This is a genomic window from Roseovarius sp., assembly GCF_018066915.1.
Classification (GTDB): Bacteria; Pseudomonadota; Alphaproteobacteria; order Rhodobacterales; family Rhodobacteraceae; genus Roseovarius.
In genome coordinates, this window is the sequence record NZ_JAGPVV010000120.1 from 1 (window position 1) to 15,152 (window position 15,152).

Consider the following 15,152-nt stretch of genomic DNA (forward strand, 5'->3'; position numbering starts at 1 on the left):
GGTGTCATTGTCCTGCGCCACCGGCACCGGGAATTCGCCACCGGCGAGGAATTTGGCCTCTTGGCCCGAGAGGGCGGTCAGGTTCGGCTCTGCCAAGGTGCGCACGACGCCCTTGGTTTCGAGGGCCTCGAGCAGGATGCCCACCTCGACCGAGCCCACGTCAAAGCCGAAGGCAAAGGCTGCGTTATTCTCGTTCGTGCCCGGAATAGCCCCCGCCAAGGTACCCAGAACCCCGCCTTGGGTGTTGGTGGTGTTGGTGCCGCCGATGACGCCAAGGCCATTGGCCCCACGCGCGTCGATGGAGAGCGAGGACGACAGCGCCTTGGACACGCTGCGCTGCATTTCGGCAAAGCGGACCTTGAGCATGACCTGTTGCTTGCCGGAGACCGACATCAGGTTCGAGACGCGCTCGGGCGCATAGCGTTCGGCCAGATCAAGCGCGCGCTGCATGCGCGAGGTGCTCGATACGGTGCCGGAAATGACGATCCCGTCATTGGCGCTGCGCACTTCGATGGGTTCGCCCGGCAGAATCTGTTTCAGCCGTTCCTTGAACTCTTCGATATCGGTGCTGACATGCACGTCGATATTGGTGATGAGTTGGCCCACGCCGTCAAAGAGGCTGAGCGTGGTGCGCCCCGGTGTCTTGCCCAGCACATAGATTGTGCGGTCCGACAGGGTGGAGAAGTCGGCAATCGCCGGGTTGGCAATGCTGAGTTCCGCGAAGGGCTGGTCGCTCTCGACAACAACGGCGCGGTTCATGGCGACGCTGAGGGCGCTGGAGGTGCCATTGCGAACCACGCGGATGTTTTCCGCCTGTGCAGGTTGCGGCGCATGCCCCGCAACAAGCGACAGCCCGAGAAGGGCCGCGCAAATATGTCTACGCAATTTCATGTGACCTGCCTTTCCGATCACGCCTCATTTTATCGGGTCTTGACGCCCGCATTTGGATTACCTTGGGACAGTTCTGAATTTTTTTCAAGAATCAATGCGGTTTTGCGCATTTTTCTTGGGAGTGTGGCCAAATTCCTGAGACATGAAAAAGGCACCCGCGCGCGGGTGCCTTGGCGTTGGGTCGCACAGAGGGTCAGTTGGTGCAGGGGATCGGGGTTTCGATCACCTCGGCCCCGCGCCGGGTGCGGATGGTGCAGGTCTCGGGGAGGGGGGCCTGTTCGACCACGGCCTCGGCGGTGATGCCAAGCAGCCGGTGTTGATCGACCTCGATCACCTCGGCCACGGTATCGTCAAGGGCCCCCACGAGCGACAGCGACAGACGGCCGGTCGATTGCGCCTGAGCGAGGGCTGCGACCTGCTGCGGTTTGACCGCGACGGTCACGGTCCGGGCGATGACCGTCTCGGACGTGTCCATGTCGGCGACTTGATCGACCGCGATCAGCTTGACCCCGTTTTCGATCAGCTTGGTCACTTCGCCCATAGAGTTGCCTTCGGTGCGCATGTTGTTCGCGCCGACGCTTCCGGTCCAATAGATGTCGATCGTATCGCCGGGGCGCAGAAAGCCCGACACGCCGCTGGTCACGTCGACCTTGATGGCAAAGGCGCGCATGCCGCGTTCGAGTTGCGAGGTGATGCCCACCTCGGCGCCCGGTTCCGTGACCTTGACGGCCAAAATGGGCTCGTTCGCCTCCATCCGGCGGATGGCGCGCCGCTTGACCGCGTCCCCTTGGGGAAAGAACGCCTCGGCGGTGGTAAAGACGCCTTCGGGCAGGGAGGTTTTGGGGAAGGCTGTGAGGCGCACCGCGTCCTTGTCCAGCGCCTCGCCATATTGCAGGGCGCGGGTGGCGACGAGGATGTCGACGGTTTCAATCGCGGGGGCGCGTTGCTGACGCTCTGCCGCCAATTGCCGCTGATATCCGTCGATGTAATTCTTGGCCATGTAGACGGCAAATCCCGCGAGCCCGAGGCCCACGATCAGCACCAATCCGAAAACTGCTCGCATGGGGTTTCCCTTTCTTCGCAAGAGGAGGTCCGATACAGGACCGGTGATCAAACCCCGTGATATCGCGCCATTATGTCAAAATCAGGGACAAGCGGCGGCGATATCGCGCCTTTGCGCCTTGTGGCGCAGGGCCGCGACACACAAGGAAATGGCCACGGATAGAACCTATCCGTGGCCATTTCTTTTTGGGTTGCCGGACCATTGTAGACCCGGCAGCAGAATTAGTTCTGTGCCTGACCCAGGGTGCCGAGGTCAACAACCGTCGAGCCGCCCACTTCGGTGCCGATGCTGGTGGCGAGGCTGCCGATGCCGGTGCTGACGGTGGACACGCCGGCGATGCCGAGGCCAACGACTGCTGCGGTCAGCACGACCCAGTCAACCGTAACTGCGCCGTCTTCGTCTTTCGAGAAGTTCTTGAAGAATTTGATCATGGTTTGGTCCCTCCAAAGGATCAGTTGCTAGTGTTGGTACACCCGCTCCGGTTCAGGACCCCCAGTTTTTTATGGTCCGTTGCCGTCGTGGTGTGTAGCCATATAGCCGGTCAAATCGGGCGGGAATTTGGCGTCACTGGACCGTTTTTCGTGCGGCCATAAAAAACTTCGAGAAAAATCTTAAGATATTGAAAGATAACAAAAGAAACTCTGAAAAATTGTTTATGAATTGTTTGCAGGCGGAGAATGTGGCGCAAATGTGAGTGGTTCAGGTCATGCAATGGAACAATGCTGGCGCGGAAAGCGGATTTTTGCGATACTGGACACAATCAATCAGAGGCAGAGCAGCGCCCGCTATGAAATTTTTAAACCTTCTGGTGTTTGCTGCGATTCTTGCAGGAACTGGGCCAAGTGCGGCGCAGGCCCCGCAACCGTTCAGGGAATTCACCTTCAAGCGGGAAAAGGCCCCTGCGCCGGGTATGCGGCGTGGGCCCTTGGTGCAGATTGAGCCCGCACCGCCTGAGCCGCCGCGTGCCGCGCTGCCGGAAAAGGGGCCAGATGGCCCGGTGACGCCGCGAGAGGCCGCCTATGGCTGGTTCTGGGAGAAGGTGCCCGCCGATATCGGCACGGATGGTGCGTTGCGCCTGCGCGCAGCGATGGAGCATCTGGCCAAACCGCCCGCTGGCAAGGGCGTAAGCGCGCCGCGCCTGCAATCGGTGCAGGAGATTGCGCGGGCGGAGGGTGGCCATATCCTGAGCCAGACCATCGGCACGCAAATCTCGCCCGCGCTGGTGTTGGCGGTGATTGCGGTGGAATCCTCTGGCAGGACCGCGGCGGTCAGTTCCGCCGGGGCGCAGGGGCTGATGCAGCTCATGCCGGATACCGCGCGCCGGTTTGGTGTGACCGACAGCCTGTCAGCGTCCGAAAATATCCGGGGTGGGGTGGCCTATCTCGACTGGCTGATGAAAGAGTTCAAGGGCGACGTGCTGCTGGCTCTGGCGGGGTATAATGCCGGCGAGAACGCGGTCAAACAGCATGGCGGCGTGCCGCCCTATACCGAGACCCGCGATTATATCCCCAAGGTGCTGGCCGCCTATGAGGTGGCGCGTGGGCTGTGCAAGACGCAGCCAGAGCTGATCACGGACGCCTGCGCGCTCAATCTGGCGATGAAGTAAGGGCCGGACCCTTGCGGTGCCCGGCCCTTGAATTTCAGTTTACGGTGATCAGTTGACGATGATCAGTTGACGATGGTCGCCTCGGTCGCGGCGCGCAGTTCTGCGTCGGTCACGCCCTCTGCCAGTTCAACAATCTTGAGACCGCCCTCAACCACGTCGAGCACGCCAAGGTTCGAGATGATCCGGTTGACCACGCCCGTGCCGGTGAGCGGCAGAGTGCAGGATTTGAGCACTTTCGATTCACCATGCTTGTTGGTGTGGTCCATGACCACGACCACACGGCCCACGCCCGCGACAAGATCCATCGCGCCGCCCATGCCCTTGACCAGCTTGCCGGGGATCATCCAGTTGGCGAGATCGCCATTCTCGGCCACTTCCATCGCACCGAGGATCGCCATGGCGATCTTGCCGCCGCGGATCATGCCAAACGAGGTGGCGCTATCGAAGTAAGAGGTGTCGGGCAATTCGGTGATGGTCTGCTTGCCCGCGTTGATGAGGTCGGGGTCTTCGGTGCCTGCGATGGGGAATGGCCCCATGCCCAGCATCCCGTTTTCCGATTGGAGCGTGACATGCACGCCTTCGGGGATGAAATTGGGGACCAGTGTCGGGATGCCGATCCCGAGGTTCACATAGGTCCCGTCCTGGAGTTCGAGCGCCGCGCGGGCGGCCATCTGATTGCGATCCCAAGCCATTATGCAGCCCTCACGGTGCGTTGTTCGATACGTTTCTCATGCGTGCCCTGCACGAGGCGATGCACATAGATGCCCGGCAGGTGGATCTTGTCGGGGTCCAATTCACCCGGCTGGACGATTTCCTCGACCTCCATCACGCAGACCTTGCCGCACATGGCGGCGGGCGGGTTGAAGTTGCGCGCGGTCTTGCGGAAAATCGCGTTGCCGGTGGTGTCGGCCTTCCACGCCTTGACGATGGAGAGGTCGGCAAAGATGCCGCGTTCGAGAATATAGGTCTCGCCGTTGAAGTCTTTGTGTTCCTTGCCCTCGGCCACTTGGGTGCCGACGCCGGTCTTGGTGTAGAAACCGGGGATGCCGCAGCCGCCCGCGCGCATCCGCTCGGCCAGCGTGCCCTGCGGGTTGAATTCCAGCTCAAGCTCGCCCGAGAGATACTGGCGCATGAATTCGGCATTCTCGCCCACGTAAGAGGACATCATTTTGCGCACCTGCCGCGTTTGCAGCAGGATGCCGATGCCGAAATCATCCACGCCCGCATTGTTGGACGCGAAGGTGAGATCCTTGACGCCCGAGTCGCGGATCGCGGCCAAGAGCAATTCGGGAATGCCGCAGAGGCCAAAGCCGCCCGCGGCAATCAGCATGTCGTCGCGCAAGAGCCCGTCCAGCGCTTCGGCGGCCGAGCCGTAAACCTTGTTCATGTGGAACCTCCTCCAGACAGTGGGTTGCCCCCCGTATGCGGCGCAAGCCGGTCGCGAGTCAACGCGCGCTGCCGGTCATCGCATCAGAATAGGGATTTCTACGTAGATGCCTAATTAGGCACCGAAGCCGCGCCGGGCTATTTCCCGGCGGCGGCGCGTTTGGCCGGGGCCTTTTTCGCGGCGGGTTTCTTGGTGGTCGTGGCCTTGGCCGCGGTCTTTTTGGCGGCGGGTTTCTTGGCCGCCGTGGTGCGCGCCTTGCCCGGTTTGGTCGCCTTGGCGGCAATCGCCGCAACGGCCATGTCCATGGTCACATCCTCGGGCTCTGTGCCCTTGGGCAGGGTGGCGTTGACCTTGTCCCACTTGATGTAAGGGCCATAACGCCCTTCGAGGATTTGGATCGGGCCGCCGTTCTCGGGGTGTTCGCCCAGATCGCGCAGCGCCTTGGCCGCCGCACGGCCGCGCCCGCCGGGGCTGGCGCGTTTGGCGGCCAAGAGCTCGACGGCGCGGTTCATGCCGATTTCGAACACATCGTTGGGGTCCTTGAGATTGGCGTAGACCGGTTTGGCCTCGTCGGGCGATTGGTGCATGAGATAGGGGCCGAAGCGCCCGAAATTGGCAGAGATCATGCCGCCTTCGGGGTGTTGTCCCACCTCGCGCGGCAGGCTGAGCAGGGTCAGTGCCTTTTCCAGCGTCATCGCCTCGGCGGTCCAGCCTTTGGGCAGGCTGGCGCGGTCGGGTTTCTTGTTCTCTTCCGTCGCCTCGCCGCGCTGCACATAGGGGCCAAAGCGGCCCGAGCGCAGCGAAATCTCGAGGCCATTCGCATCCTCGCCCAAGATCCGGTCGCCGTTCTCACCGGCGTCGCCGCCGATGGGGCGGGTGTAGCGACATTCGGGGTAATTGCCGCAGCCGACAAAGCCGCCGGAACGCGAGGTTTTCAGATGCAACTGACCAGTGCCGCAGAGCGGGCATTGGCGCGGGTCGCTGCCATCTTCACGAGGAGGATAGAGCGTGGGGGAAAGCGCCGCGTCGAGCACGTCGAGCACTTCGGTGATGCGCAATTCCGACGTTTCGGCAATCGCCGCAGAGAAATCGCGCCAGAAGCGAGCGAGCACCTCTTTGTAATCCGCCTCGCCGGCGCTGACGCGGTCGAGCTCCTCTTCGAGATTGGCGGTGAATTCATAGCCCACGTATTTGCGGAAGAAATTGATCAGAAAGACCGTAACGATGCGGCCCTTATCCTCGGGGAAGAGGCGGTTCTGTTCCTTGCGCACATATTCGCGGTCCTGAATCGTGGTAAGGACGCTGGCATAGGTCGAGGGGCGGCCGATGCCCAGCTCTTCCATCTTCTTGACCAGCGTCGCCTCGGTGTAGCGGGGCGGCGGTTGGGTGAAATGCTGAAGGCCAAGGATCGCTTCGTTGGGCGAGAGCACGGCGGCGGTGGATTCGGCGCCGTCGCTGGCGCGGGCAAATTCGCTGCGGAGCGAGGATTTGGCAAAGGCCGCGGGCTCGCCCTGCATGATCTGAGGCAGGCGGCGATCATCCTCGTCGCCGCTCACATCATCGCGGCCCTCTTCGTAGACCTTGAGAAAGCCGTCAAAGAGCATCACTTGACCGGTGGCGCGCAGGCCGACCTGACCATCGCTGCTGCCGATATCGACGGTGGTGCGCTCCATCCGTGCCGCCTCCATCTGGCAGGCGAGGGTGCGTTTCCAGATGAGATCGTAGAGTTTGCGCTGATCGGCGTCAGAGGTTTTGATATGGCCTGCGTCGCGGGTCATTTCGGTGGGGCGGATACATTCATGCGCCTCTTGGGCATTCTTGGCCTTGTTCTTGTACATGCGCGGTGATTTCGGCAGGTATTCGGGGCCGAACCGATCCTTGATCGCGTCGCGGGCAGCCATCACCGCCTCGGGCGCCATGTCGATGCCGTCGGTGCGCATATAGGTGATATATCCGGCCTCGTAGAGGCGCTGTGCCGCCGACATGCACTGTTTCGCGCCCATGCCGAATTTGCGGCTGGCCTCTTGTTGCAGCGTCGAGGTCATGAAGGGGGCAGAGGGATTGCGGCTCGCGGGTTTCGCCTCGACCGAGGTGACGCTCAGGGAACGCGACGTGATGGCCTGCACCGCCATTTCGGCCTGCGTGGCGTTTTCGAGATCGAATTTGTCGAGCTTTTTGCCCGCGAGCGAGACAAGCCGCGCCTCGTACTCTTGGCCGCGCGGCGTGGTCAAGAGCGCCTTGACGGACCAGTATTCGCGGGCGGTAAAGGCCTCGATCTCCATCTCACGCTCGACGATGAGGCGCAGACAGACCGATTGCACGCGCCCGGCAGAGCGTGCGCCGGGCAGTTTGCGCCAGAGCACCGGGCTGAGGTTGAAGCCCACGAGATAGTCGAGCGCGCGGCGGGCGAGATAGGCCTCGACCAGGGGCGCATCGACCTGACGGGGATTTTTCATCGCTTCGGTGACAGCGGATTTGGTGATGGCGTTGAACACCACGCGGCTGACGGGTGTGTCCTTGGTGATCGCCTTGCGCTTGCGCAGGGTTTCTTCGAGGTGCCAGCTGATGGCCTCGCCTTCGCGGTCGGGGTCGGTGGCGAGGATGAGGGCGTTGTCATCCTTCAAGGCGTCGGCGATGGCCTTGACATGCTTGCGGCTATCGACGCCCACCTCCCATGTCATTTCAAAGCCATGCTCGGTATCGACCGAGCCATCCTTGGCGGGCAGGTCGCGCACATGGCCATAGCTTGCCAGAACCGTGTAACCGTCGCCCAGATACTTGTTGATCGTCTTGGCTTTGGCGGGCGATTCTACAACGACAACGGGCATGGGCACTCCTTTCGACTCTGGTCGAGGCTTATGGCGGCGCACCATGTGGGCTGGCAAGGGGAATTGTCAATCTGGCCGCAAGGGGGGCCAGAGCGCAACTTTATGACCCTGTGCGGTGTAATGGCTACCGCGCGAGGGCCAGAAGACCGCCCGGATGCCGGGTGATGCGCCCGTCAAGTTCGAGATCGAGAAGGGCGGGGGCGACCCGGTGGGCGGGCGTGGCCAGATCGCGGATGAGTTGATCCTCGGCCAGGGGCGAAGGCCCGAGGCGGTTGAGGATCTGCGCGTGCAGACCGGCGATGTCGCGCAGGCTGGGGGGTGCGGCAGGGGCGAGTGGCAGGTCGGGTTGCGGGGGGATTTGGATGCTCTGGACCTGTGGCAGGGCGTCGATCACATCCTCGGCGTTGCGGATGAGGGTGGCCCCGTCGCGGATCAGCATGTTGCAGCCGCTGGCGCGGGCATCAATCGGGTGGCCGGGCACGGCCATCACCTCGCGCCCCTGATCGAGCGCGTTGCGGGCGGTGAGGAGCGAGCCGGATTTCGCCGCCGCCTCGACCACGACGACCGCTTGAGCGAGACCGCTGACCAGCCGGTTGCGGTTGGGAAAATGGCGAGCCTGCGGGATGAGGCCCATGGGCTGTTCCGAGAGGCGCAGGCCGGTGGCGAGGATATCACCGGCGAGTTTGGTATTTTCGGCCGGATAGATCACATCGACGCCACCGGCCATGACCGCGACGGTGCCACGCTCGACGCTGCCCAAGTGCGCGGCGGTGTCGATGCCGCGCGCAAGGCCCGACACAATGAGATAGCCGCGCGCCGAGAGGTCGGCGGCGAGCGACCGGGCCATGCGGGTGCCAAGCGAGGAGGCGTTGCGCGCGCCCACGAGGGCAATCATCGGACGGGCGAGAAGGGCAGGATCACCCATGATCCAGAGGAGCGGGGGGCAATCGGGGATATCCCGCAGGGCCTGCGGGAACGCAGGGTCGGCAGAGGTCAGAAGACGCGCGCCGATAGCCTGACCCGCGCGCAACTCTGCCTCGACCACGCCCAAGGGGCAGGGGGTATAGTCGGGAACACCGGCGGCGCGGGCCACCTCGGGCAGGGCGGCAAGTGCTGCCTCGGCGCTGCCATGTTCGGACAAGAGGCGATGAAAGGTGGCCGGACCAACCCGGCGAGAGCGCAAGAGGCGAAGCCACGACACCCGGTCATCTTCCGTGGTGGGTGGGAGTGGGGGGTGAGTGGAAGGATGAGTAGTCTTGGGCATCCGTGACCTCGCCTGCTTGCAGGATCATGGATAGCGCACGGGTGGTTAATGGGTGGTAAACCACGACGGGCAGAGCACGTAAACTCTCAAAAAAGAATCTATGTCTCAGAATTCATTATATAAGTTTTCTTAAATTACGTCCTGTGGAAAGGCCCGGCAGCTTTGCCGCCAGTCCCTGCGCCCTGTGCGGCCGGCAGAATTTGAGTATTTGGGGAACGATGAACGGCGGGCGCGCGACTCAGCCTGCCGCCGAGCCGCCCACCGTCAGCCCGCCCATGAGCACCGTCGGCTGGCCAACGCCCACGGGCACCCATTGACCCTGCTTGCCGCAATTGCCCATGCCGGGGTCAAGCGTCATGTCGTTGCCCAAGCCGCGGATCTGCTGGAGCGCGGTTGCGCCGTCGCCGATCAAGGTGGCACCTTTGACCGGCGCGCCGATCTTGCCGTCCTTCACGCGGTAGGCCTCTGTGCAGGAGAACACGAACTTGCCGTTGGTGATATCGACCTGCCCGCCGCCAAAGCCCACGGCATAAATGCCGTCCTTCAACTCGGCCACCAGATCGCCCGGTGTGGCGTCGCCGCCCATCATATAGGTGTTGGTCATGCGCGGCATGGGGGCGTGGGCGTAACTTTCGCGGCGTCCATTGCCGGTGGGGGCCACGCCCATCAGGCGGGCATTCTGGCGGTCCTGCATGTAACCCACAAGGATGCCATCCTCGATCAGCACATTCTTGGCCGAGGGCGTGCCTTCGTCGTCGATGGTGATGCTGCCACGCCGGTCGGGGATGGTGCCATCGTCGAGCACGGTCACACCGGGGGCGGCGATGCGTTGACCCATGAGACCGGCAAAGGCGGAAGAGCCTTTGCGGTTGAAATCGCCCTCAAGCCCGTGGCCGATGGCCTCGTGCAAGAGGATGCCCGGCCAGCCGGGGCCAAGCACCACATCCATCATGCCCGCAGGGGCCGGTTCGGCAGAGAGGTTGACGAGCGCCACACGCAGCGCCTCGCGGGTCTTGGCCTGCCAGTCGGCGGGATCGAGCAGACCATCGAGACCCACGCGCCCGCCGCCACCGGCGCTGCCGTTCTCGCGGCGGCCATCCTGCTCGACGATGATCGAGACATTGACGCGGGTCATCGGGCGGATGTCATGCAGGTCTTGGCCGTCAGGGCGCAGGATCACGACCTCTTGGCACGAGGCGGCAATGGATGCCGTGACCTGCACAACGCGCGCATCGAGGTCGCGGGCAAAGGCATCTATTTCGCGCAACGTGTCGAGTTTGACCGGAAAGCTGGCCCCGGCGATGGGATCGGCATCGGTATAGAGGCGACGATTCGTCGGGGTTGGCCCCGCCGCGAGTGTGCCGCCGCCTGCGCCCACCGCAAGGCGCGCAGTTTCCACCGCCCGTTTCAGCGCGGCCTCTGTCACTTCGGAAGAATGGGCGTAGCCCGTGACCTCGCCGCGCACAGCGCGCAGGCCGAACCCCTCGGAGGCGTCATAGGAGGCAGTCTTGACCCGGCCATCGTCGAACATCAGCCCCTCGGCGCGGCGGCGTTCGAGAAAGAGCTCGCCATCGTCGGCACCATGGGTCGCCTCACGCAGATGGCTCAGTGCTGTGGCGCGGTCGAGCAGGGTCTCGAAGGGGCGAAAGGCGGTGTCGGTCATTGGGGTTCTTTCTCTGCCGTGCGTGTATCAGGGAGCGTTAATTTGATTTAAATCAAAAAAGCGTCCGTTTGCCGCAATGGTCTTTCTTGTCGTTTCAGGCAGAATATGGTTTTAGACGACACCGAGACAATGGGATTCCACCGCTTGGTGGGATGACCCTCGCAAAAAGACATGAACCGCTTTAACCGATCAGGGTGTAAAATGCGACTAACTTCCAGCCTTATGGCGGCTCTGACCGCCTTTCTCGCCCTTCCTGCCATGGCTCAAGAGGGGCTTGAGATCGTAGGAAAGCCCGTTGACGGCAAGATGGGCTTTCAGCCGGCGGCAACCGAGCTTGCGCGCGACCTGCAATGGCTGGACGGGATGATCAACGTGATCATCATCGCGATTGTGATCTTGGTGACCGCGCTCCTTGTGATCGTGATGATCCGCTACAATCGCAAGTCCAATGCGAACCCGGCCAAGTTTACCCATAACTCGCCGCTGGAAATTGCCTGGACGATTGTTCCGATCGTGATCCTTGTCTTTATCGGTGCCTTCTCGCTTCCGGTGCTGTTCAAGCAGCAGGAAATCCCGGAAGGCGAGATCAACATCAAGGTCACGGGCTATCAGTGGTACTGGGGCTATGAATACACCGACCACGATTTCGCCTTTGACAGCTACATGATCGGTGCGCCGGCAACGGGCGGCGACAACCGCATGACGCCCGAAGTCGAGGCACAGTTGATCGAGGCGGGTTACAGCAAGGACGAATTCCTGCTGGCCACCGACACCTCGGTTGTGGTGCCCGTGGGCAAGACCGTGGTCATGACCGTGACCGGGTCCGATGTGATCCATAGCTGGACCATCCCCGCCTTTGGCGTGAAGCAGGATGCAGTGCCGGGACGTCTGGCGCAGCTCTGGTTCAAGGCCGAGAAGGAAGGCATCTATTTCGGCCAGTGCTCGGAACTTTGCGGTCAGGCGCATGCCTATATGCCCATCACGGTCAAGGTGGTGAGCGAGGCCGAGTATGAGACATGGCTGGATGGCGCGATCGAGGAATACGCGGGCACGCCGCGCTCCGTGGATGTGGCGCAGGCCGACTAAGAAGACCGGGGCGCGCGCAGCCTGTGCGTGCCCCATACATGCCACGAAGGGTGCGCAGACCTTGCGCGCCTTGGCAGGAGACTAGAATGAGCGATGCGAGCCTGAACACAGCCAGCCCCGTGAGCCGCGCCCAAGAGGGTGAGGCCGGATTTGGCGATTTCTTTGCCCTGCTCAAACCGCGGGTGATGACGCTGGTGGTGTTCACGGCGCTGGTTGGTCTTTTGGCGGCGCCGGTTGGCGTGCATCCGGTGATCGGCTTTGCTGCGATCCTCTTTATTGCCGTGGGCGGTGGGGCTGCAGGCGCGCTCAATATGTGGTGGGAATCCGACATTGACGCGCTGATGAAGCGGACGCAGAAGCGGCCGATCCCGGCGGGCAAGGTCACGCGCGACGAAGCCTTTGCCTTTGGCATTACGCTCGCGGTGATGTCGGTTGTCATGCTGTGGCTGGCCACCAATGCGCTGGCGGCGGGTATTCTGGCGTTTACGATTTTCTTTTATGTTGTGATCTACACGATCGGGCTCAAACGCTGGACGCCGCAGAATATCGTCATAGGTGGGGCTGCGGGGGCGTTCCCTCCGATGATCGGCTGGGCGGCGGCGACGGGCTCGGTGAGCCTTGAATCGGTGTTGATGTTCGCGCTCATCTTCATGTGGACGCCGCCGCATTTCTGGGCGCTCGCGCTCTTCATGCGCGGCGACTACGACACGGCGGGCGTGCCGATGCTGACCGTCACGCATGGGCGGCGTGCGACACGCGTGCATATACTTGTCTACACGGTGCTCTTGGCGGCGCTGGCAATTGGGGCTGCGTTCACCGGCATTGGCGGGCCGGTCTATCTCGCGGTTGCGGTGGTCTTTAACGCGCTCTTCCTGCGCGATGCGATTGCGATCTGGCGGCGGGATGAGGATCAGGCGGAAGCGGACAATTACCGGGTCGAAAAGCGGGCGTTCAAGCTGTCGCTCTGGTATCTTTTTGCACATTTCACGGCCATTCTGGCCGAGGCCGCGCTGGGCGGTCTGGGCCTTGGGGGATGGGCATGAGCTTTCGCGAGGAACATGAGCTGCACAAGCGCCGGTTTGGCCGCAATCTGGGTCTTGGCCTTGTGCTGGCGGGGTTTGTGGCGCTGGTGTTCGGCATGACGATTGCCAAGGTCTCGGACGATGGATTTGCCGTGCCCAAGATCGAACAGGGGGAGAAGTGATGGCGATGGACCCGAAACTCAAGACCGTGACCCAGACTGTTGGCGTGGTGGTTCTGATGGGCGGGCTCGCCTGGGCTTCGGTGCCGTTCTATGACTGGTTCTGCCGTGTCACCGGCTTTGGCGGGGCGACGGGCGTGTCCGAAGTGGCAAGCGAGGATGTGCTGGAGCAGACCGTCAAGGTGCGGTTCGATGCCAGCAAGGAACGCGGCATGCCGTGGGAGTTCAAGCCCATGGAGCGCCAGATGGAGATTCGCATCGGCGAGACGGGTTTGGCGTTCTACGAGGCCTATAATCCCACCGACCGTGTCGTGGCTGGATCGGCCAGCTATAATGTGACGCCTTACGAGGCGGGCGGCTTTTTCACCAAGATCGACTGTTTCTGTTTCGAACAACAGGTGCTACAGCCGGGCGAGCGGGTGCAGATGCCCGTGACCTTTTACGTTGACCCTGCGATTGTGACCGACCGGGACGCGCAATATGTCCACACGATCACGCTATCCTATACGTTTCACGAAATCGACCTGCCCGAAGAGCAAGCCGCGCTCGAGCAGGGCACATCACAAGATACAAACCTGAACTGAGCCTTCGACGAGGGATAAGACAAAGATGGCACACGAGAAAAACCACGATTACCACATTCTGCCCCCCTCGATCTGGCCGCTCTTGGGCGCGTTGGCGGGGTTCGTCATGCTCTTCGGGGCGGTTCTGTTCTTTCACGATCATGGTCCGTGGATGCTGCTCGCGGGTGTCGTCGGCGTGCTCTATGTCATGTTCGGCTGGTGGGCCGATGTGGTGAACGAGGGCCAGACCGGCGATCACACGCCGGTCGTGCGGATCGGCCTGCGCTATGGCTTTATCATGTTCATCATGTCTGAGGTGATGTTCTTTGCCGCGTGGTTCTGGAGCTTTTTCAAGCATGCCATGTATCCGATGGGCGAAAGCTCTCCGATGGTGGATGGCATCTGGCCGCCCGCCGGGATCGAGACCTTTGATCCCTGGCACCTGCCGCTGATCAACACGCTGATCCTCTTGTGCTCGGGCTGTGCCGCCACTTGGGCGCACCATGCGCTGGTGCATGAGAACAACCGTCAGGACATGAAGCGCGGGCTGATTATCGCGATTGCGCTTGGTGCGATCTTTACCGTGTTCCAGGCCTATGAATACAGCCACGCGGCCTTTGGCTTTGCCGGCAATATCTATGGAGCCAACTTCTTTATGGCGACCGGGTTCCACGGCGCGCATGTGGTGATCGGTACGATCTTCCTCTTTGTCTGCCTGCTTCGGGTGATGAAGGGGCATTTCACGCCCGAGCAGCATGTGGGTTTTGAGGCCGCCGCCTGGTACTGGCACTTTGTCGATGTGGTGTGGCTCTTCCTTTTTGCTGCAGTCTATATCTGGGGCAGCTGACGGTTTCCTGCGATACGCGGCGCTACCTGCGCGCGGAAATGAACCAAGACGAAGATGCGGGGGGTTTCCTTTCCCCGCATTTTCCTTTTGAGAGTGTGACATGCGGAAAAGCATCCTGATCCCCCTGATCTTTGGCATCGCCGGCGTTGCGGTGCTGGTTGGCTTGGGCAAATGGCAGGTCGAGCGGCTGGCATGGAAAGAAGATATTCTGGCCGATATCGCGGCACATATCAGCGCGGACCCGGTGGCCTTGCCCGAGATGGTGGAGCCGGAGAGGGATCGCTATCTGCCGGTCGCGGTGACAGGGCAGATCGGCGACGCGGCGCTGCGGGTGCTGGTCAGCCAAAAGCAGGTGGGTGCAGGATACCGGGTGATTTCCGCGCTGGAAACCGAGGGGCGACGGGTGCTGCTGGATCGTGGGTTCGTCAAGGTGAGTGCCGACATTCCGGCCCCGCCCGAAGGCGAGATCACCGTGACGGGCAATCTGCACTGGCCCGATGAGCGGCTGAGTTCAACGCCTGAGAACGACGTGGCGGGCAATATCTGGTTTGCCCGCGACATCGCGCAGATGGCGGAGGTTCTGGGCACCGAGCCGGTGCTGCTGGTGGCGCGGGAATTGTCGGTGCCGGAGGCGGGCATGTCGCCCTTGCCGGTCGACACGAGCGGTATTCCCAACGATCACCTGAGTTACGCGATCACATGGTTTTCGCTGGCCGCGATATGGGCCTCGATGACCGGGGTTTTCATCTGGCG

At 62.2% G+C, this 15,152-nt stretch carries 15 protein-coding genes; 7 read left to right on the forward strand and 8 right to left on the reverse strand.

Features of this window, described 5'->3' with window-relative positions:
• The 3 genes from KBT70_RS06525 to KBT70_RS06535 form a co-directional block, all read right to left on the reverse strand.
• The coding region (locus KBT70_RS06525; protein ID WP_296630040.1) for a pilus assembly protein N-terminal domain-containing protein at positions 1 to 891 on the reverse strand (891 nt) is incomplete at its 3' end.
• Between the two features lie 193 nt (positions 892 to 1,084).
• Positions 1,085 to 1,954, reverse strand: coding sequence for a Flp pilus assembly protein CpaB (cpaB, locus tag KBT70_RS06530; RefSeq protein WP_296630044.1), 870 nt, complete (start codon positions 1,952 to 1,954; stop codon positions 1,085 to 1,087).
• 221 nt (positions 1,955 to 2,175) lie between these two features.
• Entirely contained in the window at positions 2,176 to 2,385 is a 210-nt protein-coding gene (locus tag KBT70_RS06535; protein ID WP_296630047.1) for a hypothetical protein, read from the reverse strand.
• Positions 2,386 to 2,741: 356 nt separating this feature from the next.
• Here KBT70_RS06535 and KBT70_RS06540 point away from each other — a divergent pair, with 356 nt between their 5' ends.
• Positions 2,742 to 3,560 (forward strand): lytic transglycosylase domain-containing protein, encoded by an 819-nt coding sequence (locus KBT70_RS06540; RefSeq protein ID WP_296630049.1) that lies wholly within the window; start codon positions 2,742 to 2,744, stop codon positions 3,558 to 3,560.
• 62 nt (positions 3,561 to 3,622) lie between these two features.
• On the opposite strand, the gene KBT70_RS06545 is transcribed toward KBT70_RS06540, so the two are convergent.
• The 5 genes from KBT70_RS06545 to tldD form a co-directional block, all read right to left on the reverse strand.
• Positions 3,623 to 4,252, reverse strand: coding sequence for a 3-oxoacid CoA-transferase subunit B (locus tag KBT70_RS06545; protein ID WP_296630052.1), 630 nt, complete (start codon positions 4,250 to 4,252; stop codon positions 3,623 to 3,625).
• Positions 4,252 to 4,947, reverse strand: coding sequence for a CoA transferase subunit A (locus tag KBT70_RS06550; protein WP_296630054.1), 696 nt, complete (start codon positions 4,945 to 4,947; stop codon positions 4,252 to 4,254). Before KBT70_RS06550 ends, KBT70_RS06545 begins: the two co-directional genes overlap by 1 nt.
• A gap of 137 nt (positions 4,948 to 5,084) precedes the next feature.
• Positions 5,085 to 7,775 (reverse strand): type I DNA topoisomerase, encoded by a 2,691-nt coding sequence (topA, locus tag KBT70_RS06555; RefSeq protein WP_296630058.1) that lies wholly within the window; start codon positions 7,773 to 7,775, stop codon positions 5,085 to 5,087.
• Positions 7,776 to 7,899: 124 nt separating this feature from the next.
• Positions 7,900 to 9,039, reverse strand: a complete 1,140-nt coding sequence (dprA, locus tag KBT70_RS06560; RefSeq protein ID WP_296630061.1) for a DNA-processing protein DprA — start codon at positions 9,037 to 9,039, stop codon at positions 7,900 to 7,902.
• Positions 9,040 to 9,277: 238 nt separating this feature from the next.
• A complete protein-coding gene (gene tldD / locus KBT70_RS06565) occupies positions 9,278 to 10,702 on the reverse strand; it encodes a metalloprotease TldD (RefSeq protein ID WP_296630065.1) in 1,425 nt (474 codons plus the stop codon).
• Between the two features lie 201 nt (positions 10,703 to 10,903).
• Here tldD and coxB point away from each other — a divergent pair, with 201 nt between their 5' ends.
• The 6 genes from coxB to KBT70_RS06595 form a co-directional block, all read left to right on the forward strand.
• Positions 10,904 to 11,788, forward strand: coding sequence for a cytochrome c oxidase subunit II (gene coxB, locus KBT70_RS06570; RefSeq protein WP_296630067.1), 885 nt, complete (start codon positions 10,904 to 10,906; stop codon positions 11,786 to 11,788).
• Positions 11,789 to 11,874: 86 nt separating this feature from the next.
• On the forward strand, positions 11,875 to 12,831 hold the full coding sequence (gene cyoE, locus KBT70_RS06575) for a heme o synthase (RefSeq protein ID WP_296630070.1): 957 nt from the start codon (positions 11,875 to 11,877) through the stop codon (positions 12,829 to 12,831).
• Complete coding sequence (locus KBT70_RS06580; RefSeq protein WP_296630072.1) at positions 12,828 to 12,992, forward strand: hypothetical protein; 165 nt, start codon at positions 12,828 to 12,830, stop codon at positions 12,990 to 12,992. Before cyoE ends, KBT70_RS06580 begins: the two co-directional genes overlap by 4 nt.
• A complete protein-coding gene (locus KBT70_RS06585; protein WP_296630075.1) occupies positions 12,992 to 13,573 on the forward strand; it encodes a cytochrome c oxidase assembly protein in 582 nt (193 codons plus the stop codon). The genes KBT70_RS06580 and KBT70_RS06585 overlap by 1 nt, the downstream gene beginning before the upstream one ends.
• A 25-nt stretch (positions 13,574 to 13,598) precedes the next feature.
• Positions 13,599 to 14,399, forward strand: coding sequence for a cytochrome c oxidase subunit 3 (locus KBT70_RS06590; RefSeq protein ID WP_296630079.1), 801 nt, complete (start codon positions 13,599 to 13,601; stop codon positions 14,397 to 14,399).
• 100 nt (positions 14,400 to 14,499) lie between these two features.
• The coding region (locus KBT70_RS06595; protein ID WP_296630082.1) for an SURF1 family protein at positions 14,500 to 15,152 on the forward strand (653 nt) is incomplete at its 3' end.